We start from the raw sequence: 23896 nt of genomic DNA on the forward strand, positions 1-23896 counted from the left end.
TCTATCGCTGCTTTTTCTGAAAATAGAATGTGATTGGTCACTAGGAACAAGGGGTGGCAAATGAGCGCTCGGTTTAAATCCTTAACATGGAAACAGACGACACTGGTCGTGTTTTCAGCGTTATTTTTTGCCGTTGCCATCTTTATCGTCGAAGTCGCCTTAGTCGGCGTCTCGGCCCGTCAACAACTCATGGTAGCCCAGGAAGAGCTGCTGGACTCCATCGAACAACCCGCCGCCAACGCCGTCTGGGCACTGGATGACAATCTAGCGACTCAGACCCTCGAAGGGGTACTCAAGGTCGAGCATGTGGGCGAGGCGGTGATCGAGCTCGACGATGGCAGCATGTTTGTCTCCATGAACAACCCCTTCACCGACAACCCACTGGTGCGTAAGCTCAGTGAAAAACTGTTTGGTGACCTGAAGCAGATAAGTCGGACCCTCTACCGCCCCTCTTTCTTCGAGGGCACAGAGAAGCAGCAGATCATCGGCACCCTGACCATCTTCTACAACACCCAGGAGCTGACCGACTCCCTCTTCTCTCAGTTACGCTTTAGCTTCCTGGCCACCTTGGCCCGGGCGCTCTTGGTTACCATGGCACTGTCCATTATCTTCCACCGCTTCCTCACCAAGCCGATCGCGCAGATCAGTGAGGCGATTGATAAGATAGATCCCGAGCTGCCGGATGAAAACCTGCTGCCCACGTCAACCGCCCACCAAGATGACGAACTGGGCCTGGTGACATCAAAATTTAATCAAATCTTAATTCAGTTTGGCCAGACCCAGAGCAAGCTTCGCCGCATGGCGACCCGGGATCCTCTCACCGGCCTGCCGAACCGTACCCTGCTACTGGAGACCATAGCGGTGTCGATTCAGCGCGCCAGGGTGCACAAGCATCAATTTACCATGCTGTTTATCGACCTCGACCGTTTCAAGAACGTCAACGACTCTCTGGGCCATGCCTTGGGGGATCAGTTCCTGGCCCGTATCGCCAGGGTGCTGGAACGGGTAGTCGGCGATCGCGGCACAGTGGCGCGTCTCGGCGGCGATGAGTTTGTCATCCTAGCCGAAGATGCCAGAACGCCGGATCAGGCCGCCGACTTTGTCGACAAGCTACTGATGCAACTCAACGTGCCGCTGCAGCTGAACGAACACACCATTCATCCCGCCGCGTCGGTGGGGATCTCCATCTACCCCGACGATGGCTTGAGCGCCGAAGATCTGATCCGCCATGCCGATATCGCCATGTACAGCGCCAAGGCGGCGGGGTCTAATCAGTGGGCCTTCTTCAAGCAGCAGATGACAGAGCGGGCAGCGGTACGTCTGAGAACCGAAGCCTCCCTGCACGACGCCCTGAAGAACAACGAGTTCCTGCTGCATTTTCAGCCCAAGTTTAATATCAAGACCGGCAAGGTGATCGCCTGTGAGGCGCTGATTCGCTGGAAGAAAGATGGCAGGCTCATCAGCCCAATGTCTTTCATCCCTGTGGCCGAAGAGACAGGCATCATCATCCCCCTGGGACGCTGGGTGATCGAAGAGGCCTGCCGCACCCTGAAACATTGGCGTAAGCGCTACAACTACGCAATCCCTATCGCGGTCAACGTCGCCTCACAGCAGTTTGCCGATGCCAGCCTGGTGCCGGACATCAAACAGCTGGCGCTGAGGTACCAGATAGACCCGAGTCTTCTAGAGGTGGAGATCACCGAGACCTCGCTGATGAATGATATCGAGCTCGCCATCCATAAACTGGAGCAGCTCAAGGGAGCAGGATTTGGTATAGCCGTCGATGACTTCGGAACCGGCTACTCCTCGCTCTCCTACCTGCGTCATCTGCCGATCACCACCATGAAGATCGATCGCTGTTTCGTGACGGATCTGCCTAACGAGAGCGCCATCGCCTCGACTATCTTGATGCTCGGCAAGCAGCTGAATCTACATATCGTGGCCGAAGGGATTGAGAATGAGCAGCAGCTCAACTGGCTAAAGCAGATGGATTGTGAGATAGGCCAGGGCTTCTACTACAGTCAGCCGCTGGATATCAGCGAATTCGAGAACCGCTATATCGCCCCTAACACCGCCAGTATCAGCCAGATTTAATCGCTGAAGATCAGGCATAAAAAAAGGAGGCTTAGCCTCCTTTTTTCACTACAGCACTAATCGATAGATTAGCGACGTAGACCTAACTTCTTGATAAGCTCTTGATAGCGCTCGTTTTCAGTGCGCTTCAGGTAAGCTAGAAGCTTACGACGAGAGTTAACCATGCGAAGCAAACCACGACGTGAGTGATGATCATGGATGTGCTCTTTGAAGTGACCTTGTAGGTGGTTGATCTGTGCAGTTAGCAGAGCAACCTGAACTTCAGTAGAACCAGTGTCATTTTCACCACGACCGAAATCAGCCAGGATTTGTGCTTTTACTTCTTTACTTAGTGACATTTCTTTCTCCAAAAATAGATAGAAACTTCAGCCGATCACTAACTCAGCCAAAGAGAGCGCGCTATAGTACCGATTTTAGCGCCATTAAGCAAGCCTCAAGCCTGCTCGTCGTGCAATACCACCAGGCGCTTAGGCGCCAGCAAGCCATCATCGTTCATCTGGCCGATACCGACAAACTGTTTCGCCTCACCTAGGGTGATACGCACCAACTCATCGACCGGCAAATTAGCCACCTGAACCGGATTACCGTTCATCAGATAGTGAGCCAGCTCATCGGAGACGTTGATCTCTTTGAGCCCGCTCACCGCGGTATCCATGGGCAGCAACAAAGGATCCAGCAGCTCCTTAGGCGGACGCTCCTCTTCCTGCGCCTTGGTTAGCAATGCCTCGAGCTGCTCCAGTGTCACCATCTTATCGTAAGGATAACCGGCAACGCCTGTGCGGCGCAGCATGATGACATGAGCACCACAGCCCAGCATCTCACCGAGATCATCGGTAATGGTGCGGATATAGGTCCCCTTGGAGCAGTGGATGTCCAGGGTCAGCTCGTCACTCTCAAGCTTAATAAAGTTAAGCTCGAAGACCTTTATAGGACGCGCCTCACGCGGCACCTCTTTGCCTTCTCTGGCGTACTTGTACAGAGGCTGGCCCTGATACTTGAGCGCCGAGTACATAGAGGGCACCTGCATAGTCTCACCACGAAAATGCTCCAGCGCCTCTTCAAGCTGCTGCTCGGTGAAGTTAATCGGGCGCGTCTGCACCACCTCACCATCTGAGTCGCTGGTGTCTGTGCGCACACCTAGCTTGGCGGTCACCAGGTAACGTTTATCGGCATCGAGCAGATGCTGCGAAAACTTGGTGGCCTCACCCAGGCAGATCGGTAGCATGCCGGTCGCTAGAGGGTCCAACGCGCCGGTATGACCCGCCTTGGCGGCGTTGTAGATTCGCTTTACTCTCTGTAAGGCGAAGTTGGAGCTCATTCCCGTGTCTTTGTCCAGCAGCACTATGCCGTCGACCAAGCGACCTCTAGGTTTACGCGCCATTATTTATCGTCCTGCTCGGTGTCGTCCAGCTCTTCGTCGTCACGACCGTGTTCAGCCGCCTTAGCCTTATCCTTGGTGATCACCTGACTCACCAGGTTAGACATGCGCATCCCCTCGATCAGCGAGGCATCGTAGATGAAGCGGATTTCGGGCATGACCCTAAGCTTCATACGACCCGCCACCAGAGAGCGAACATAACCCGCGGCGGCTTCCAGCGCAGCCAGCTTTTCTTCTACAACCGCCTTGTCTTCCTCAAAGAAGGTGACATAGACCTTGGCGTAGTTCAGATCGCGAGATACATCGACGTCGTTAACCGTCACCATACCGATACGCGGATCTTTGATGTCCCGTTGCAGCACCTGAGCCAGCTCCTGTTGCAGCTGCTGAGCGATGCGACGAGTACGACTAAATTCTCTTGCCATAATATTTTGCCATCTCAAAAACAGGTGACCGGCTCGGTAAAGTTGCAACCGCTGCTATTTGGGTCGCGTCTTGACGCTGGGTCATGCCTGAACAAAAAGGGCGGCTTACGCCGCCCCCTGCTACTTATAAGGTTCGAGCGATTTCGACCGTTTCGAAGACCTCAATCTGATCGCCAACTTTGACGTCATTATAGTTCTTCACGCCGATACCACACTCCATACCGTTACGAACTTCGTTAACGTCATCCTTGAAGCGACGCAGTGATTCTAGCTCACCTTCGAAGATCACCACGTTATCACGTAGTACACGGATTGGCGCGCTACGCTTGATGGTACCTTCGGTAACCATACAACCTGCGATAGCACCAATCTTAGGCGACTTGAACACGTCACGCACTTCGGCAAGACCAATGATCTCTTGCTTGAACTCAGGTGCCAACATGCCACCCATCGCCGCCTTAACTTCATCGATCAGATGATAGATAACGCTGTAGTAACGTAGGTCAACGCTTTCGCTTTCAATCGTCTTACGCGCCTGTGCATCGGCACGAACGTTGAAACCAACCATAATAGCGTTTGACGCAGCCGCCAGGGTCGCATCTGTCTCGGTCAATCCACCTACACCGCTGGCGATGATGTTAACCTTCACCTCATCGGTAGACAGCTTGTTGAGCGAGTCAGAAATCGCCTCCAGCGAGCCTTGTACGTCGGCCTTAAGGACGATGTTCAGCTCTTGGACTTCGCCTTCGGTCATGTTAGCGAACATATTCTCAAGCTTAGACTTCTGCTGACGGGCCAGCTTAACGTCACGGAACTTACCTTGACGGTAGAGTGCCACTTCACGTGCCTTACGCTCGTCACGAACAACTGTCGCTTCGTCACCGGCAGATGGCACACCAGAAAGACCTAAGATCTCAACAGGAATCGATGGACCGGCTTCGGTGATCGACTTACCGTTCTCATCCTTCATCGCACGGACTTTACCGTACTCCAGGCCACAAAGAACGATATCGCCCTGCTTCAGGGTACCTTCTTGTACCAGGATGGTCGCTACAGGACCGCGGCCCTTATCTAGCTTAGACTCAACCACCACACCAGCAGCCATGCCTTCGCGTACCGCTTTCAGTTCTAGTACTTCTGCTTCAAGCAAGATGCCTTCCAGCAGCTCGTCGATACCTTCACCAGACTTAGCAGACACGTGAACGAACATGTTGTTTCCGCCCCAATCTTCTGACATCACGCCATGTTGAGACAGTTCAGACTTAACGCGATCAGGATCCGCTTCAGGCTTATCAATCTTGTTTACCGCAACGATTAGCGGTACACCGCCCGCCTTAGCGTGCTGAATCGCTTCGATGGTCTGTGGCATCACGCCGTCATCTGCTGCAACGACTAGCACCACGATATCGGTCGCCTTGGCACCACGTGCACGCATCGCGGTAAACGCGGCGTGGCCTGGGGTATCCAGGAAGGTGATCATGCCATTGTCGGTTTCAACGTGGTATGCACCGATGTGCTGGGTAATACCACCCGCCTCACCAGAAGCCACCTTAGCGCGACGAATATAGTCGAGTAGCGATGTCTTACCATGGTCAACGTGACCCATGATGGTCACAACCGGCGCACGTGGCTCAACCTTAACGTTGCCATCTCGATCGGCGAGTACTTGATGCTCAAGCTCGTTTTCACGAGTCAGAACCACCTTGTGACCCATCTCCTCGGCAACCAGCTGTGCAGTTTCCTGATCCAGCACCTGGTTGATGGTGACCATAGAACCCATCTTCATCATCTGCTTGATGATCTCGGTCGCCTTAACCGCCATCTTCTGTGCCAGCTCGGCAACCGTTACGGTTTCGCCGATGGTCACGTCACGGGTAACGGCCGCAGCAGGCTTGTTAAAGCCATGGTCCATCGCTTCAGGCGCGTTGCGCTGATTGCGGTTATTACGACCACCGCGAACTTCTTTACCGCCACGCTTCTTGCCGATAGGCTCTTTCTTGCCACCGGCAGGCTTACGTGCACGGCGACCACGTCGCTCAGCGTCTCTGTCGGCCGAATCTTCGGCGGCGCGCGCTTCACTCGATGTGGTCACATGGTGATCGGCGCTGTTTTCAGATTCTTTACGCTGACGTTCTTCTTCCGCCCAACGCTTCTCGTTCTCTTCAGCAAGACGACGCGCTTCTTCAGCAGCAGCCTTAGCTTCTTCGTCGGCCTTAGCCTTAGCGGCAGCTTCTTTAGCCGCTAGCAGGCGAGCTTCTTCCACCTTGGCGGCTTTCTCTTCTGCTGTTTCTTCAGCAGCAGGCTTACCTTCGGCAGCCTTCTTCGCCTTAGCTTCTGCCTCGGCCTTAGCCTTAGCTTTTGCTGCGGCTTCCGCCTCTGCCTTGGCTTTGGCTTCCGCGTCTGCCTTGGCCTTAGCTTCTGCTTCCGCTGCTGCCTTGGCTTCGGCTTCAGCCTTGGCCTTAGCTTCTGCCTCGGCTTCAGCCGCTACATCACGCTTGACGAAGGTACGCTTCTTACGCACTTCTACCTTGATATCTTTCGACTGGCCACCGCTACCCGACACGCTCAGTGTCGAGATAGACTTACGCTGCAGAGTCATCTTGGTTGGCGCTGAATCGCCACCGTGTTGCTTCTTAAGAAACTCAAGCAACTTCTGCTTTTCATCTTCTGAAACTGTGTCGGTCTTACTCTTCTTAATACCGGCCTCAGAAAACTGCTCAACTAATCGATCAGCACTCTTCCCTACTTCTTCGGCCAGTTTTGCTACTGTGGTATCTGCCATCTGTAAACTCCCCTCTGTTGATCGACTTAAGCTTCTTCGCCAAACCAACAGATGTTGCGGGCCGCCATGATGAGCTCACCAGCCTTTTCTTCTGTTAATTCTTCAATCTCGATCAAATCATCAATGCCTTGTTCGGCTAAATCTTCAAGCGTAATCACGCCTTTACTTGCCAACACATACGCCAAGTGACGCTCTAAACCTTCTAGGGCAAGTAAATCTTCGCTTGGCTCAGCACCGTCAAGTGCTTCCTCGGATGCCAAAGCCCGTGTAGAGATCGCAGCCTTAGCGCGTTCTCTGAGTGCCTCAACGATCTCCTCGTCGAAGCCGTCGATTTCAAGCAACTCTGACTCAGGTACGTAGGCAACTTCTTCAAGTGAGGTGAAACCTTCATCTGCCAGTACTTGAGCAAAATCTTCATCGACATCCAGTGCAGAGACGAACAGGTTAACGATCTTGGCGCTTTCCGCCTGATGCTTAGCCTGCATATCTTCCACTGTCATCACGTTTAGTTCCCAGCCCGATAACTGAGTCGCCAAACGTACGTTTTGACCGTTACGGCCAATAGCTTGCGCCAACGAGTCGGCTTCAACGGCGATATCCATAGAATGGTTATCTTCGTCGACTATGATAGAAGCCACATCGGCCGGCGCCATCGCATTGATCACAAATTGCGCTGGGTTATCATCCCAAAGCACGATATCAACGCGCTCGCCGCCTAACTCATTAGACACGGCCTGAACACGCGCGCCGCGCATGCCCACACAAGCACCGATAGGATCGATGCGACGGTCATTAGACTTGACCGCAATCTTAGCGCGAGAACCTGGATCACGAGCGGCGCCCATGATCTCAATCATCTCGTCGGCAATTTCCGGTACTTCTACGCGGAACAGCTCAATCAGCATGTCTGGCTTGGTGCGGGTCAGGAACAGCTGTGCACCACGCGCCTCTGGACGTACGGCGTAAAGCAACGCACGAACGCGGTCACCAGGACGGAAGCTCTCACGTGAGATAAGATCTTCTTTGAACAGCACGGCGTCGGCGTTGTTACCCAGATCCACAACGACGCTCTCGCGGTTGCTCTTCTTCACCACACCCGTGATCAGCTCGCCTTCTTTTTCCAGGAACTGGTCGACGATCTGTGCGCGCTCGGCTTCACGTACCTTCTGTACGATTACCTGCTTAGCAGTTTGAGTGGTGATACGGTCGAAGACGACTGACTCGATCTCATCTTCGATATACTCGCCCACTTGAATCTCTGGGTTTTCGTAACGGGCCGCTTCCAGGGTGATCTCGCGGAAAGGATTTTCCAGCGCCTGACCTTCGTCCTCAACCACCATCCAACGACGGAAGGTTTCGTACTCGCCTGTCTTACGATCGATAGCGACACGAACTTCGATATCGCCTTCATATTTTTTCTTGGTAGCCGTCGCTAACGCAATCTCCAACGCTTCAAAAATCTTTTCGCGTGGCACGGCCTTCTCATTTGAAACCGCCTCAGCGACTAGCAGAATCTCTTTGTTCATTCTCTTGCCTCGTTCAGCTCGAATCCATCAAAACTTAGCGATTAAGTTGCCCTTGCGGATGTTATCCAAGGCAATAATCAGTTCGTTGCCATCTACGGTAAGGGTCAACATCTGCCCCTCAACGCCCGCGACGGTCCCTTTTAAATTACGACTACCAGCGACAGGCATAGTCAGTTGTACCTTTACGGTTTCACCTAGGTATCGCGCATACTGCTCTGCAGTAAATAATGGTCTATCGACACCCGGTGAGGAAACTTCTAGTGTATATTCGGTCGAAATCGGGTCCTCGACATCGAGCACGGCACTGATCTGGCGACTGACATCGGCACAATCATCGATAAAGATGCCGTTTTCATTATCTATATATACACGCAGCACTGAATGCTTGCCTGCCTGTACATATTCCAATCCCCACAGACTATGGCCCAATGCTTCAACTGGTGCGATAAGCATCTGTTCCAGCTTACTTTCTAAAGTTGCCAAGGTTACCCCCCGAAAAACAAAAAAGGGCATAAAGCCCCAGTACGACATCATCAAATGACGATATTTCAAAAGTCCAGATAACAAAAAACCCCGTAATCACGAGGTCATATCATTCAGAACCTGTAACAGAAATGAAGCGCTGCTTCATCACTGGGAAGCTGGTTGCGGGGGCCGGATTTGAACCGACGACCTTCGGGTTATGAGCCCGACGAGCTACCAAACTGCTCCACCCCGCGTCAACTGCTGCAATTATATTGATTGTGAACAATATTTGCAATGATAAAGGCAGAAACCACTGCCACTTTATCGATTCAGACCAAGCTAGGCTCAATCTAAATTTGGTGCGGATGGAGGGACTTGAACCCTCACGAGCTAGGCTCACCACCCCCTCAAGATGGCGTGTCTACCAATTCCACCACATCCGCATGTGATCGTTACTTCGACTGGTTAAGAATTTTTATTAGTTTGAGGAGACTCATCTTTTCCAGTCACACTACCTAAATAAAACCAAGGTCTAATCTAAGTCGCGCTATGCTCTTTCGAGCGATTAGTCAGGGATCTTATCTTCTGACTTTTGTGCGTCTTTTGCTGCATCGGTAACTTGTTCAGTTACGGCCGCCGCATCGGCACCTAAATCTTTCCAAGATTCTTCTGTTTTAGCGTGGTTTGCGCTCAAGTTGCCAATCGTCAGACTCAGGGCAAAGAAGGCAATTGCCAGTATCGCTGTGGAACGAGTCAAAAAGTTACCCGAACCAGAAGAACCGAACAGAGTGGCTGAAGCACCGGCGCCGAAAGAGGCCCCCATGTCAGCTCCCTTGCCTTGCTGGATGAGGATTAAGCCAATCAGGCCCAACGCAACCAACAAGTAAATAACCATTAGAACTTCGTACATATTATGCGCTCATCGCTATCGAACATAAACTTAAAAACTCGGTAGAGTTTAAGCTAGCACCGCCTATCAGTCCACCATCTACATCAGGTTGAGCAAATAGATCTGCTGCATTACTCGGCGTTACGCTACCACCGTACAAAATCCTGATATTCTCTCCGATATACGGAGACACTTCAGAGAGACGCTTGCGAATAAACGCGTGTACTTCCTGCGCCTGCTCTGGCGTAGCGCTCTTACCTGTCCCTACGGCCCAAAGTGGCTCATAGGCGATAATCGCATTATCAAAAGCCATGGTGCCATTCTTCTCGATGACCACATCCAGCTCTTCGGCAATCACCTCGAAGGTGCGTCTTGCTTCACGTGCTGGACCCGACTCACCTACACATAAGATAGGGGTCAAACCATGCTTCTGTGCGGCGGCAAATTTTTCCGCCACGATGTCGCTAGTTTCGCCGTACATTCTACGACGCTCGGAGTGACCGATAATCACATAGCGACATCCAGAATCTTTCAGCATCTGCCCAGACACTTCGCCTGTATAGGCACCGAAGTCATGCTGACTCAGGTTTTGGGCACCCATTCTAACTAAGCAGCCGTTTAAGGCTTCTTTGTTAGCATCGAGTTGCTGACGAACACTTTCAAGAAAAATACTTGGTGGACACAAGACCACTTCCGCAGAATCATTTTGAAGCTTGGTAGCAAACTTGGTAAACAACTCTTGCGCTAGCTGCGCAGTACCGTTCATTTTCCAGTTACCAGCGACCATTGGGCGTCTTAGTGCCATCACTGTCTCCTTCTGAAAGCGGGCTGAATAATAGCGAACCACTTGTTAAGTTACAATACCTAAATCTCGAATTTTTGCGATAAAGTGTCGAAGCGATTACTTTTTATCCTCGCGCGAGATAAATAGCACAGGATTTAACCCGGCAAGGCTAAATCCTGTACAAGGGCCTTAAACTAGCGCCTTGATGGCCTCGGCAATATAGTTTGCGTGGGCTTTTACATCGCTGGCGACATCGCCTTCGACCATGACGCGAATCAGTGGCTCTGTGCCCGACTTACGCAGTAGCACGCGGCCACGTTCGCCAAGTTTGGCTTCCACTTCCGCCTGAGCGCTCAATACGCTATCTGCCTCTAACGGATTGTGAGTACCTTCAAATCTGACATTCACCAGCACCTGTGGCAGCATCTTAATGCCTTCGGTCAGCTCCTCAAGGGTCGCCTGCTTACGACACATGGCCGCGAGCACCAGAATACCGGCAACGATACCGTCTCCCGTGGTGCCATGATCCAGATTCAGGATATGGCCAGAGTTTTCACCGCCGATGCGCCAATCTTTCTCTTTGAGCAGCTCCATCACATAGCGGTCGCCCACCTTAGAGCGGGCAAAGGGAATATTACGGGCCTTGAGTGCCAAGTCCAGCCCCAGGTTAGACATCAGGGTGCCAACCACACCGCCCTTTAGCACGCCGCGATCCTGAGCATCACAAGCCAGGATATAGAGGATCTCATCGCCGTCGATCACCTTACCATGACGATTCACCATCATGATGCGATCACCGTCGCCATCCAGTGCGATACCCAGGTCAGCCTTTTCGGCGATCACTGTCTCGCGGATCTTACCCATAGAGGTGGCGCCCACCTCATGGTTGATGTTGATGCCATCTGGCTTGTCACCTATGGTGATCACCTCGGCGCCCAGCTCACGAAACACACTCGGCGCGATGTGGTAGGTTGCCCCATGGGCGCAATCGACCACTATCTTTAGACCGTTGAGGGTATGCTCGGCAGGGAAATTACCCTTACAGTATTCAATATAACGACCGGCGGCGTCTTCGATGCGCGATACCTTACCCAGCAGGTGGGACTCGACACACTCCAGCGGCTTTTCGAGTTCACGCTCTATCTCCAGCTCGACCTCATCATCCAGCTTGCTACCATCGGTAGAGAAGAACTTGATGCCGTTATCATAGTAAGGATTGTGAGAAGCACTGATCACCACACCGGCTTCCGCCCTGAAGGTACGGGTCAGATAGGCCACAGCCGGTGTCGGCATAGGTCCCATCAACATCACATTCAAACCAGCGGCCGACAGGCCGGCTTCCATCGCAGATTCGAACAGATAGCCTGAAATACGCGTGTCCTTACCTATGATCACCTTCTTAGTGCCGGTGCGCGACAACACGCGCCCCGCCGCCCAGCCAAGTTTGAGCGCCAATTCCGGGGTCATCTTACCCGCGCCCACCTTGCCTCTGATACCATCGGTTCCGAAGAATTTTCTCACTTGTTATTACCTCTGCCCCATCCCAGGGTCTTTCCTATTTAATCCAATTGACGCGGCCGCTCTTAGCGCCGCGCATCAATCTATAATGCCTGATAATTGGCGCAAGCCTGCATGACCCTGATCATATCCATGGTCGGTTTTACGTCATGGACACGAATAATATGTGCGCCTTGCTGAATACTCAAGAGCGCGGCGCTCAGGCTGCCCGCCAGACGATCGCTCGGTGGCATGTTAAGCAGGTTGCCTATCATGCTCTTGCGCGACAGGCCGATAAGCAGCGGCAGGCCAAATGCCTTAAGCTCGGCCTGACGGTTTAATAATTCATAGTTATGTGACAGCGTCTTGCCAAAGCCAAAACCTGGGTCCAGCAGCAGATTGTCTCTGGCAATTCCGGCATCCAGACAGGCCTCGATACGTTCCTCAAAGAAGGCGCTGATATCCCCTATGATATCTTGGTATACGGGCGAGTCTTGCATGGTTCTCGGCTGTCCCTGCATATGCATCAAACAGATGGGCACATTCAGCTTGGCGGCCACGGCTAGGGCGCCAGGCTCCTGCAGGGCGCGCACATCGTTGATCAGATGGGCGCCGGCAGCAACCGCCTCACTCATCACCTCAGGCTTGCTGGTGTCGACCGAGATCCACACATCGTGATTGGCACTGACATATTCCACCAGGGGGATCACCCTGTCCAGCTCATGTTGCACGCTGACCTCGGCCGCGCCGGGGCGGGTCGACTCACCACCGATATCTATGATGCTGGCGCCCTCACCGACTAATGTATCGGCATGCCGACAGGCCGGCTCAAGATTGGCGAAGCGACCACCGTCTGAGAAGGAATCCGGCGTCACGTTAAGTATTCCCATCACTCTGGGCTGGGAAAGGTCCAGGCGTTTGTCGCCACAGACAAGTTGAAACCCTTGCTGCAAGATAGGCTCCTCGCTCACACTGAAGACGTAAACAAGAAAACCCCGTTAAGGGGCTTTCTGAGATAATGCAGTTAATCTATCGCAAAGATGATTACTTGATAACAGGTGATTCATCACCTTCTTTTGGCTCGCTCGCAGGCTCGGCGGCAGGCGCTTCGCTCGGCTCTGGCGATGTAACCGCCTCACCACGACCGCCATTCCCCTTGCCGTTTGAACCATTCTCGTCCATGTTCCAATCGGCCGGAGCACGCACCTCACGACGGGCCATCAGGTCGTCAATCTGAGTCGCATCTATGGTCTCGTACTTCATCAGCGCATCTTTCATCGCATGAAGGATATCCATGTTATCGGTCAGGAACTGATGCGCGCGTCCATAGTTGTTATCGATCAGCTGCTTCACTTCGAGATCGATAATCGACGCCGTCTCATCCGACATATGCTGCGCCTTAGCCATGCTACGGCCGAGGAACACTTCGCCCTCATCTTCGGCGTACAATACCGGACCTAGCTTGTCCGAGAAGCCCCATTGGGTCACCATGTTGCGTGCAATCGTAGTCGCATACTTGATGTCTTGAGAAGCACCGGTAGAGACACGCTCGCTACCGTAGATCAACTCCTCGGCGATACGTCCACCATAGGCTACAGAGATCTGACTCTCGAGCTTACGACGGCTCTGGCTGATGGCATCGGCCTCAGGCAGGAAGAAGGTCACACCCAAGGCGCGGCCGCGAGGAATAATGGTCACCTTGTGCACAGGGTCGTGCTCAGGCACCAGACAGCCAACGATAGCGTGACCAGCTTCGTGATAGGCGGTCATCTCTTTCTCTTCTTCAGACATCACCATGGTGCGGCGCTCGGCGCCCATCATGATCTTGTCTTTGGCGCTCTCAAACTCTTCCATGCCCACCACGCGGCGATTACCACGGGCAGCAAACAGCGCTGCTTCGTTGACCAGGTTAGCCAGATCGGCACCAGAGAAGCCTGGCGTACCGCGGGCAATCACGCTCGCCTTAACGTCATCGGCCAGCGGCACCTTACGCATATGCACCTTAAGAATCTGCTCACGACCACGTACGTCTGGCAGCCCAACCACCACTTGACGGTCGAAACGACCCGGACGCAGCAAGGCGGCATCCAATACGTCTGGACGGTTAGTCGCGGCGATAACGATGATACCTTCGTTACCCTCAAAGCCATCCATCTCAACCAGCATCTGGTTAAGGGTCTGCTCACGCTCGTCGTGACCACCACCGACACCCGCGCCACGCTGGCGACCTACGGCATCGATCTCATCGATGAAGATGATACAAGGCGCAGACTTCTTCGCCTGCTCAAACATGTCACGAACACGTGAGGCACCGACACCGACAAACATCTCAACGAAGTCAGAACCGGAAATCGTGAAGAAAGGCACCTTGGCCTCGCCGGCAATCGCCTTGGCAAGTAGGGTCTTACCCGTACCTGGAGGACCTACGAGAAGCACACCGGTAGGAATACGGCCACCCAGTTTCTGGAACTTAGTCGGCTCTTTGAGGTAATCGACCAGCTCTTTGACATCTTCCTTGGCCTCGTCGCAACCGGCGACGTCACCGAAGGTGGTCTTGATCTGATCTTCGCTCATCAGCTTGGCTTTACTCTTACCGAAAGACATGGCGCCTTTACCGCCACCGCCCTGCATCTGGCGCATGAAGAAGATCCATACCCCGATGAGTAACAGCATAGGGAACCAAGAGATGAAGATCTGTGTGAGGAAACCTGACTCTTCGGCTTCCTGACCTTTCATGGTCACACCCTTGCGGTCAAGATCGTTGATCAGATCCTGATCATACATAGGCATGATAGTGGTAAATTTTTCCCCGGTTCTTTTTGTACCCTCGATGGTACGCTGGTCACTCTTCACCTCGACGGTGTTGATCTGGCCGGAGCGAACATCATCCAAGAAAGTTGAATAATCCATCTTCATGGAGTTCGATGAAGAGGGGGAGTAGCCCTGAAACACTGACATCAGCACGACGGCGATGACAACCCAGAGAATTAAATTTTTTGCCATATCACTCAAAATTACTAGACCTCATACAGTCTTGCGGTTACTGACGTTAGGTTACTACAACTTGTAACCCGTCGCCACAAGATAGACTTCACGCGAACGCGGTCGCGACGAGTCTGGCTTACGTGTTTTAACGGTGGTAAATGCCTCTCTCACCGCCTTCATATACTCATCAAAGCCCTCCCCCTGAAAGACTTTGACAGCAAAACTACCATTTGGTGCCAACACCTGATGACACATATCCAGCGCCAGCTCCACCAAATACATGGCGCGCGGCTGATCCACACCGCCCGTACCACTCATATTAGGTGCCATATCCGACAACACAACATCGACTTTAGCATCGCCTACGCGTTCGAGTAAGGCGTTAAGCACCTTCTCTTCACGAAAATCGCCTTGTAGAAAATCGACGCCGACGATGGGGTCCATAGGCAAGATATCGCAGGCGATAACCTTACCCGTCTCTCCCGCCAACTTGACGGCGATCTGCGACCAGCCCCCAGGGGCAGCCCCGAGATCCACCACAGTCATGCCGGGGCGGATCAGCTTATCTTTTTGTTGTATCTCTTCTATTTTAAACGCAGCGCGCGAACGCAATCCCCGTTTCTGCGACAACTTAACATAATGATCATCGAAATGTTCCTGCATCCAACGGGTGGAACTGGCTGTTCGTTTTTTACCTGACATTTAAAATCCGCAACAAATATGAGTTACACAAAGGCTATATGAGGGTAGAATAGCGGTTTTTCAACAGTAACTCAGCATAAAGTTGGTAGAAATGAACTTAACAACCAAACAAAAACAGCATCTAAAAGGCTTAGCGCATAACCTCAAGCCTGTTGTGCAGCTTGGTGCCAATGGCCTGACTGAAGGTGTACTGGCTGAAATTGATAATGCACTCTCTCATCATGAATTAATCAAAGTGAAAGTTGCCTCTGGAGACAGAGAGCTAAAAAATGCAGTCGTTGACGCCATTGTACGCGAAACTCAAGCTGAAAAGGTTCAGCTTATCGGTCACGTATTGGTCCTATTCCGTCAATCTCCAGAGATGAAGATTGCCGTACCAAGAGCGAAGTAACTCTTGGACTCATGCCCACAAAAAAGCCGCTATCGATAGCGGCTTTTTTGTGGGCATGAATCGAGCATAAATCAGTTTAGATATACTCTACCGCAGTGATCTCATAATCTGTCATGCCACCCGGGGTCTGAATAGAGACTTCATCCCCTTCCGATTTACCCACCAGGCCGCGAGCGATTGGCGAGGTCACAGAAATAAGGTTCGCCTTAATATCGGCTTCATCTTCACCCACGATGCGGTAGGTAAATTCCTCGTCGCTATCCAGGTTCAGGATGGTTACCGTGGTGCCGAAAATAACACGACCCGTATTTTCCATCTTGGTCACGTCGATGATCTGCGCATGAGACAGCTTGCCTTCGATATCGCGCACGCGGGCCTCACATAGCCCCTGCTCTTCGCGGGCCGCGTGGTATTCGGCGTTCTCTTTCAGATCGCCCAGTTCACGCGCAATCCCAATGGCCTCGGCAATTTTTGGACGCTTCTCAAACTTCAAAAAATCTAACTCTTCACGCAGTTGATTTGCACCAACAACTGTCATTGGAACCTTATTCATAGGAACACTCGTCTCCTCAAAACAAAAGCAGCCTAGTCAGCCTGACCACTTGGGCCACTGACCAGGAATAAAGAACGCTTGGAATCCATCTATTCTATACCCTGATGCATAGAGAAGCTATCGGATCCCCAAGAGTTTGTTAGCGCGCCATCAGAACTGTGTGTTCCATGGCGCGCCCAAGGCAAGCAAGTTGGCGCCATTCGCCCAGTATCGAGATAGCCTTGTTATATCTATTTCAACTAATTGAATGCCCATAAAAAAGGCCGCTTGCGCGGCCTTTTCGTAAGGGTTAACCCTTAGCCTTTAATGCGCTGGTGCAGCTCCTGAACTGAAGTCACATTGGTGCGACTGTCGGCAGAGTGCGCCATACAGGTCGCGAAGGCGGCGTTCAAGGTCGTAGTGTAGTTCACCTTGTAACGCAGCGCGCCACGACGCAGCTGACGTGAGTCTTCGATCGCCTGGCGGCCTTCGGTAGTGTTCACGATATAGGTGTACTCATCGTTCTTGATGCGGTCAAGAATATGCGGACGACCTTCGTGTACCTTGTTCACCAGACGAGGATTGATACCTGCTTCGCCCAGCACGACTGCGGTGCCGTGGGTGGCATCGATCTCATAGCCCAGCTCAATCAGCTTGGCAGCCAGGTCGGCAACACGCTTCTTGTCGCTGTTACGTACAGAAAGCAGCGCACGGCCAGACTTAGGCACCTCAGAGGTGGCACCCAGCTCAGCCTTAGCATAGGCCTCGGCGAAGGTCGCACCCACGCCCATTACCTCACCGGTAGAGCGCATCTCAGGGCCAAGTAGCGGATCAACACCCGGGAACTTGTTGAACGGCAGCACCACTTCTTTCACCGAGTAGAAAGGTGGAATTACCTCTTTGGTAAAGCCCTGCTCTTCCAGACTCTGACCGGCCATGACGCGTGCGGCGATCTTAGCTAGAGGAACACCCGTCGCCTTAGAGACGAATGGTACGGTACGGGCCGCACGTGGGTTAACCTCGATCATGTAGATGGTGTTGTCTTGTACCGCGAACTGCACGTTCATCAGACCCACAACGCCGAGTTCCATCGCCAGCTTGCGCACCTGTTCGCGCATCTGGTCCTGGATCTCCTGGCTCAGTGTGTATGGAGGCAGCGAACAACCCGAGTCGCCCGAGTGAACACCCGCCTGCTCGATATGTTCCATGATGGCGCCAACCACAACAGTCGTGCCGTCACATACCGCATCGATATCCACCTCGGTGGCGTTATCGAGGAAGTGATCCAGCAATACTGGCGAGGCGTTAGAGACGCTAACCGCTTCGTTAAAGTAACGACGCAGGTCTTGCTCGTCGTAGACGATCTCCATTGCGCGGCCACCCAGTACGTAGGATGGGCGAACCACTAGCGGGTAACCGATACGCTCGGCGGAGATCACGGCACCTTCTACCGTAGTGACGGTATCGTTTTCCGGCTGCTTCATCTCCAGGCGTTGAATCGCCTGCTGGAAACGCTCACGGTCTTCGGCGCGGTCAATGGCATCCGGGCTGGTACCAATAATTGGCACACCGGCGGCTTCCAGGTCACGAGCCAGTTTCAGCGGTGTCTGACCACCGTACTGCACGATAACCCCTTTAGGCTGCTCGATACGCACGATCTCCAGCACATCTTCCAGGGTCACAGATTCGAAATAGAGTCTGTCAGAGGTGTCATAGTCGGTAGAGACTGTCTCTGGGTTACAGTTGACCATGATGGTCTCGTAACCGTCTTCACGCAGGGCAAGCGCCGCGTGCACACAGCAGTAATCGAATTCGATACCCTGGCCGATACGGTTAGGACCACCACCCAGCACCATGATCTTGTCTCGGTTAGATGGGTTAGCCTCACACTCTTCCTCATAGGTCGAGTACATGTAGGCGGTATCGGTCGAGAACTCGGCGGCGCAGGTATCGACGCGCTTGTACACTGGGTACACTTCGTGACGGTAACGCAGCTTACGCATCTCTGACTCGCTGACACCCATCAGGGCCGCCAGACGCGCATCGGAGAAACCTTTACGCTTGAGCTTGTAAAGGAAATCTTTGTCCATGCTAGCCATGCCAGCTTCTTTCACTTGGTTCTCAAGCGATAGCAGCTCTTCAATCTGCACCAGGAACCAAGGGTCGATATTGGTCAGCTTGAAGATGGCATCCATGCTCAGACCGGCGCGGAAGGCATCGGCGATATACCAGATACGCTCGGCGCCCGGCTCTTTCAGCTCGTGGCGAATGCGCGACAGGGCATCGTTATCTTCGACATCGACGATAGGATCTAGGCCATTAACGCCTACCTCAAGGCCGCGCAGTGCTTTTTGCAGCGACTCTTGGAAGGTACGACCAATCGCCATTACCTCGCCCACAGACTTCATCTGAGTGGTCAGACGGTCATTTGCGCCGGCAAATTTCTCGAAGTTGAAGCGTGGCACCTTGGTAACCACGTAGTCGATGGCAGGCTCGAACGAGGCTGGGGTGGCACCGCCAGTGATGTCGTTGCTCAGCTCATCCAGGGTGAAGCCCACCGCCAGCTTGGCGGCGATCTTGGCGATAGGGAAACCTGTCGCTTTCGATGCCAGGGCAGATGAACGCGATACACGCGGGTTCATCTCGATGATCACCATACGACCATCTTTCGGGTTGATACCAAACTGAACGTTTGAACCACCGGTTTCTACGCCGATCTCACGCAGTACCGCCAGTGAGGCGTTACGCATCAGCTGATATTCTTTGTCTGTCAGGGTCTGCGCCGGCGCGACTGTGATAGAGTCGCCGGTGTGCACGCCCATAGGATCGAAGTTTTCGATAGAGCAGACGATGATACTGTTATCGTTGCGGTCACGAACCACTTCCATCTCATATTCTTTCCAACCGATGAGCGACTCATCGATCAGCAGTTCGTTGGTCGGTGACAGCTCGAGACCCTGAGAACAGATCTCCTCGAACTCCTCCTTGTTGTAGGCGATACCACCGCCCGAGCCACCCATGGTGAATGATGGACGGATAATACAAGGGAAACCAACCTGCTCGAGTACCTCGTAGGCATCTTCCATGCTGCGGGCGATACCGGCGCGAGGACACTCGAGACCAATCTTCTTCATCGCCGCATCGAAACGGCTACGGTCTTCGGCCTTGTCGATGGCATCGGCGGTTGCACCTATCATGTCGACGTTAAATTCGGCCAGCACACCTTCTGCCTCGAGGCGCAGGGCACAGTTCAGTGCCGTCTGACCACCCATGGTCGGCAGAATTGCATCGGGACGCTCCTTAGCGATGATGTTGCGCACCACTTCCCAGTGGATAGGCTCGATGTAGGTCGCATCGGCCATCTCTGGGTCTGTCATGATGGTCGCTGGGTTAGAGTTCACCAGAATAACCCGGTAACCCTCTTCACGAAGCGCCTTACACGCCTGGGCACCAGAGTAGTCAAACTCACATGCCTGACCGATTACAATCGGGCCGGCACCCAGGATAAGAATACTTTTTATGTCTGTACGTTTTGGCATTGCTGAAACTTTCTCCCGGACTACTTGGCGTTATGACGATATTCTTCGATCAACTCGATAAAGTGATCGAACAGCGGCGCGGCGTCGTGTGGACCCGGGCTTGCCTCAGGGTGGCCCTGGAAGCTGAACGCTGGCTTGTCGGTCAGGTGAATACCCTGCAACGAGCCGTCGAACAGCGACTTGTGAGTCACCTTAACGTTGGCCGGCAGGCTGGTCTCATCGGCAGCAAAACCATGGTTCTGGCTGGTGATCATCACGTTGCCCTTCTCCAGGTTGCTGACCGGATGGTTGGCACCATGGTGACCAAACTTCATCTTCAGCGTCTTAGCGCCTGAGGCCAGTGCCAACAGCTGATGGCCAAGGCAGATACCAAAGAGTGGAATGTCAGTCTTGAGGAAAGTCTGAATCGCTTCGATGGCGTAGTCACAGGGCTCTGGGTCGCCAGGGCCGTTTGACAGGAAGATGCCATCAGGATTCATCGCCAGCACTTCTGCAGCAGGGGTTTGCGCCGGTACTACGGTCACATCGCAGCCACGGTCAACCAGCATACGCAGGATGTTGCGCTTAACGCCGTAGTCGTAGGCTACGACCTTATATTTCAGTTCAGACTCAGGGGTGTCACTCGGCAGGCCGCCCACCAGACGCCAGCTACCGCTGCGCCATTGGTATTGCTTCTGCGTGGTCACTTCTTTGGCCAAGTCCATGCCTTTCAAGCCAGGGAACGCTTTGGCAGCTGCCAGCGCCTTAGCTTCATCCATGTCACCCACTAAGATGGCACCCGCTTGTGCCCCTTTTTCCCTGAGGATACGTGTTAGTTTACGCGTGTCGATATCGGCAATGCCTACAACATTGTTGCTTTTTAGGTAATCGCTGAGGGATTGCTCATTTCTGAAGTTGCTCGCCAGTAGCGGTAGATCGCGGATGATCAGGCCACAGGCATGGACGGCTTCAGATTCGGTATCTTCACTATTGGTACCAGTGTTACCAATGTGCGGGTAGGTTAGAGTAACAATTTGACGAGAATAGGAAGGATCCGTGAGGATCTCTTGGTAACCCGTCATGGAAGTGTTAAATACCACTTCACCAACTGCGAGTCCATCAGCACCGATTGCAGTGCCAGAGAATACGGTTCCATCTTCGAGTACGAGTAAGGCAGACTTTGTCAACGCGACCTCCGAAAAGAGCCAAGCCATTGAATAATAAGGTTTTATTTTGTGTTTAAAATACCAACTTCCGCTTAAATACGAAATTTTGACAAATTCCGACAATTTTAAAGGTAATTGTGAAGCTCGTCTATAGATAAGCGGTACTTTCTTTCAAAAAAAAACGCCAAATTGGCGTTTTTTTTAAATACTAATCCTTCAGGCCCAAGACCTGTTGCATGTCGTATAATCCGGGGCCCTGATCGCCCAGCCAAAATGCGGCGCGCATGGCACCGTTGGCAAAGGTCATACGACTCGAGGCCTTATGGGTGATCTCCAGACGTTCACCGATATCGGCGAACATGGCAGTATGCTCACCCACCAAATCACCGGCGCGAATGGTAGAGAAGCCTATGGTCTCACGGCTACGCTCTTCGGTGATCCCCTCACGGCCATAGACGGCGCATTTTTCCAGGTCACGCCCCAAGACTTCGGCGATCACCTCGCCCATCTTGAGTGCTGTACCCGACGGCGCATCTTTCTTATGTCTGTGGTGACCTTCGATGATCTCGATATCTGTGTAGTCGCCCATCACCTCGGCGGCCAGCTCCAGCAGGCGCCACATCAGGTTGACCCCCACAGACATGTTAGGCGCCATCACGATCGGCGTGTTCTCGGCGTAGGCGGCAATCTGCTCTTTCTGGGCATGATTAAAGCCTGTGGTGCCGATGACGATCGCCTTACCGTTGCGGGAACACCAGTCGGTATGCACCACACTGGCCTCGGGCGAGGTAAAGTCGATCAGGATATCGAAGTCGTCTACGGCATTGTCCAGCGAATCAGTGATGGCAACATTCATCGCGCCCACACCGGCGAGTTCGCCCGCATCGACACCTATCAATGTAGAACCCGCACGCTCAACCGCCGCACCTAAATAGATGTTGCTGCTGAGTTTTGCCGATTCAATAAGAGTTCGGCCCATGCGACCACTGCCACCGGTTATCGCCACTCTTACTTGCTCTGTCATCTAATTCTCCTAAACATTTGCTGCAGTTATTTGAGCACAAGGCTAACGCCAAATCATTTCAAAAAAAAGCCTAAGCAAACGCTTAGGCTATTTCGATTAGATAATGTCGAGCAATTCCACTTCGAACACGAGTGCCGAATAAGGAGGAATTGAGGCACCTGCGCCACGCTCGCCATAGGCCAGGTGATGCGGTACATACAGCTTCCACTTAGAACCAACAGGCATAAGCTGTAGCGCCTCGGTCCAACCGGCGATCACGCCAGAAACTGGGAACTCGGCAGGCTGGTCGCGCAGTACTGAACTGTCGAATACGTCGCCGCTGATGAAAGTACCATGGTAGTGAGTACGCACAGTCGAATCATAGCTAGGCTTGTCGCCTGCACCTTCGGTGATGATTTCGTATTGCAGACCAGACTCTAGAGTCACAACGCCGTCACGCTTTTGGTTTTCAGCCAGGAAAGCTTCGCCTTCGGCCGATGCAGCCGCAGCAGCTTCTTCCTGAACCTTTTGAATACGCTGACTAATCTCAGTGAATGCAGTTTGAAGATCTTGCATAGAGACAGCACTCTCTTTACCTTCAAACGCATCTGACAGACCAACCTGAACAGCTGAAATATCGATACCTTCGAATGAGTTAGCTGCGAGCTGCTCGCCTAATTGGCGGCCAACGCCGTAGCTGGCGTGCTGTTCAATTGTGGTGAACTTATCAGACATAATGATTGTACTCTCATTTATTCAATTAATTTCGCGGCGGATTTTATCACAGACTGTGATAAAAAACCCAAAAATTGACCCTAGTCACAGCGATTTTTTCCACTGGCGCTCGCGGCTCGATACAGCGGCGCCACCTCTGGCAGCATCTGCTGCAGATCGGCTATGCGGTGGTCATGGGATGGATGGGTCGACATCAGCTCTGGCCCCTGGCTGCCTCCCGCCTTGGCCATGTTCTGCCACAGGCTGATGCTCTGGCTGGGGTCAAACCCGGCTCTGGCCATCAGCTCGACGCCCATGACATCGGCCTCACTCTCCTGGGCACGGCCATAGGGCAGAATAAAGCCATATTGAGCGCCCAGGCCCAGGGCCGACATATAGAGGTCTTTGTTGCTCAATCCGCTGACATCGATGGCGGCGCCGGCGATCTGCATGCCAACGCCTGTCATCTGCGCCCGCGACACCTGCTCGTTGCTGTGGTTGGCCAGCACGTGGGCCACCTCATGACCGATAACGGTCGCCAGCTGATCCTGATTCTTCGCCACCTTGAGCAATCCGGTATAGACACCAATGTGGCCACCGGGCAAGGCGAAGGCGTTGACCTGATCCGATTCGAACACCACCACTTCCCAGTTGGGCTGACGGCCCGGCAATACCGAGGTGATCCGGTTGGCCACACAGGCCACATACTGATTGACCTGCTTATCCTGGCTCACCTTCTGCTGCTTCTTCATCTCAGCAAAAGATTCGGCCCCCATCTGATCCATCTGCTGGGCTGAAAACAGCAGGGTCTGTTTACGCCCTGTGGGCGATTGTGTGGTAGCGCAGCCGGCTAATAAAAGTATTACCAGCGCTGCGGTTAACTGTTTCATCTCTCATCCCTTCTCGTTATGAAACCTTATTCTTGGCTATTTAAAGATAGCTAATACCAATCACGGTTAGTAAGTGATCAGAAATAGTGCAGGAAAAACGCTCGAGAACAAGGCAGAATTTTTCGATAAGTAGTTATTCTACAATCAAAAATAGT

General features: G+C 52.9%; 20 protein-coding genes and 2 tRNA genes. 2 read left to right on the forward strand and 20 right to left on the reverse strand.

Annotated elements, in window-relative coordinates; genetic code table 11:
• The first annotated feature begins 60 nt into the window (after positions 1–60).
• Entirely contained in the window at positions 61–2094 is a 2034-nt protein-coding gene (locus K0J45_RS14490; protein ID WP_144203809.1) for a putative bifunctional diguanylate cyclase/phosphodiesterase, read from the forward strand.
• Positions 2095–2162: 68 nt separating this feature from the next.
• Here K0J45_RS14490 and rpsO read toward each other — a convergent pair whose 3' ends face one another.
• The 14 genes from rpsO to rlmE all read right to left on the reverse strand — a co-directional run bounded on the left by rpsO (position 2163) and on the right by rlmE (position 15527).
• On the reverse strand, positions 2163–2432 hold the full coding sequence (gene rpsO / locus K0J45_RS14495; protein WP_011866621.1) for a 30S ribosomal protein S15: 270 nt from the start codon (positions 2430–2432) through the stop codon (positions 2163–2165).
• 95 nt (positions 2433–2527) lie between these two features.
• The gene (gene truB, locus K0J45_RS14500; protein ID WP_220043075.1) at positions 2528–3475 is read right to left on the reverse strand and encodes a tRNA pseudouridine(55) synthase TruB; all 948 of its coding nucleotides are present in this window, start codon (positions 3473–3475) and stop codon (positions 2528–2530) included.
• Complete coding sequence (gene rbfA / locus K0J45_RS14505) at positions 3475–3897, reverse strand: 30S ribosome-binding factor RbfA (RefSeq protein WP_220043076.1); 423 nt, start codon at positions 3895–3897, stop codon at positions 3475–3477. Before rbfA ends, truB begins: the two co-directional genes overlap by 1 nt.
• 124 nt (positions 3898–4021) lie before the next feature.
• Complete coding sequence (gene infB / locus K0J45_RS14510; RefSeq protein WP_220043077.1) at positions 4022–6679, reverse strand: translation initiation factor IF-2; 2658 nt, start codon at positions 6677–6679, stop codon at positions 4022–4024.
• Positions 6680–6705: 26 nt separating this feature from the next.
• Entirely contained in the window at positions 6706–8205 is a 1500-nt protein-coding gene (gene nusA, locus K0J45_RS14515; protein ID WP_011866625.1) for a transcription termination factor NusA, read from the reverse strand.
• Positions 8206–8232: 27 nt separating this feature from the next.
• The gene (rimP, locus tag K0J45_RS14520; protein ID WP_041407366.1) at positions 8233–8688 is read right to left on the reverse strand and encodes a ribosome maturation factor RimP; all 456 of its coding nucleotides are present in this window, start codon (positions 8686–8688) and stop codon (positions 8233–8235) included.
• A 159-nt stretch (positions 8689–8847) separates the two neighbouring features.
• Positions 8848–8924: transfer RNA gene (locus K0J45_RS14525), tRNA-Met, on the reverse strand.
• Between the two features lie 103 nt (positions 8925–9027).
• A tRNA-Leu gene (locus tag K0J45_RS14530) sits at positions 9028–9113 on the reverse strand.
• A gap of 122 nt (positions 9114–9235) precedes the next feature.
• Positions 9236–9580, reverse strand: coding sequence for a preprotein translocase subunit SecG (gene secG / locus K0J45_RS14535; RefSeq protein ID WP_011866627.1), 345 nt, complete (start codon positions 9578–9580; stop codon positions 9236–9238).
• Between the two features lies 1 nt (position 9581).
• On the reverse strand, positions 9582–10364 hold the full coding sequence (gene tpiA, locus K0J45_RS14540; RefSeq protein WP_011866628.1) for a triose-phosphate isomerase: 783 nt from the start codon (positions 10362–10364) through the stop codon (positions 9582–9584).
• Between the two features lie 168 nt (positions 10365–10532).
• Positions 10533–11864, reverse strand: a complete 1332-nt coding sequence (glmM, locus tag K0J45_RS14545) for a phosphoglucosamine mutase (RefSeq protein ID WP_220043078.1) — start codon at positions 11862–11864, stop codon at positions 10533–10535.
• An 80-nt stretch (positions 11865–11944) separates the two neighbouring features.
• A complete protein-coding gene (gene folP / locus K0J45_RS14550; protein ID WP_220045323.1) occupies positions 11945–12730 on the reverse strand; it encodes a dihydropteroate synthase in 786 nt (261 codons plus the stop codon).
• A gap of 154 nt (positions 12731–12884) precedes the next feature.
• Positions 12885–14852, reverse strand: a complete 1968-nt coding sequence (ftsH, locus tag K0J45_RS14555; RefSeq protein ID WP_220043079.1) for an ATP-dependent zinc metalloprotease FtsH — start codon at positions 14850–14852, stop codon at positions 12885–12887.
• Positions 14853–14897: 45 nt separating this feature from the next.
• A complete protein-coding gene (gene rlmE / locus K0J45_RS14560; RefSeq protein ID WP_011866632.1) occupies positions 14898–15527 on the reverse strand; it encodes a 23S rRNA (uridine(2552)-2'-O)-methyltransferase RlmE in 630 nt (209 codons plus the stop codon).
• A gap of 91 nt (positions 15528–15618) precedes the next feature.
• Here rlmE and yhbY point away from each other — a divergent pair, with 91 nt between their 5' ends.
• On the forward strand, positions 15619–15918 hold the full coding sequence (gene yhbY, locus K0J45_RS14565; protein ID WP_033537396.1) for a ribosome assembly RNA-binding protein YhbY: 300 nt from the start codon (positions 15619–15621) through the stop codon (positions 15916–15918).
• A 76-nt stretch (positions 15919–15994) separates the two neighbouring features.
• Here the strand turns inward: yhbY and greA are convergent, their stop codons facing one another.
• The 6 genes from greA to K0J45_RS14595 all read right to left on the reverse strand — a co-directional run bounded on the left by greA (position 15995) and on the right by K0J45_RS14595 (position 23741).
• Positions 15995–16471: a transcription elongation factor GreA gene (greA, locus tag K0J45_RS14570; protein WP_011866634.1), complete on the reverse strand. Its 477-nt coding sequence runs from the start codon at positions 16469–16471 to the stop codon at positions 15995–15997.
• A gap of 296 nt (positions 16472–16767) precedes the next feature.
• Complete coding sequence (carB, locus tag K0J45_RS14575; protein ID WP_220043080.1) at positions 16768–19989, reverse strand: carbamoyl-phosphate synthase large subunit; 3222 nt, start codon at positions 19987–19989, stop codon at positions 16768–16770.
• A gap of 20 nt (positions 19990–20009) precedes the next feature.
• Entirely contained in the window at positions 20010–21182 is a 1173-nt protein-coding gene (gene carA, locus K0J45_RS14580; protein ID WP_220043081.1) for a glutamine-hydrolyzing carbamoyl-phosphate synthase small subunit, read from the reverse strand.
• A 160-nt stretch (positions 21183–21342) separates the two neighbouring features.
• Entirely contained in the window at positions 21343–22158 is an 816-nt protein-coding gene (gene dapB, locus K0J45_RS14585; protein WP_011866637.1) for a 4-hydroxy-tetrahydrodipicolinate reductase, read from the reverse strand.
• 96 nt (positions 22159–22254) lie between these two features.
• Positions 22255–22872, reverse strand: a complete 618-nt coding sequence (gene bamJ / locus K0J45_RS14590) for a BamJ family beta-barrel-assembly machinery protein (protein WP_011866638.1) — start codon at positions 22870–22872, stop codon at positions 22255–22257.
• Between the two features lie 80 nt (positions 22873–22952).
• Positions 22953–23741, reverse strand: coding sequence for a M48 family metallopeptidase (locus K0J45_RS14595; RefSeq protein WP_220043082.1), 789 nt, complete (start codon positions 23739–23741; stop codon positions 22953–22955).
• Positions 23742–23896: the final 155 nt, after the last annotated feature.

The sequence above is a fragment of the Shewanella alkalitolerans genome (assembly GCF_019457575.1).
Classification (GTDB): domain Bacteria; phylum Pseudomonadota; class Gammaproteobacteria; order Enterobacterales; family Shewanellaceae; genus Shewanella; species Shewanella loihica.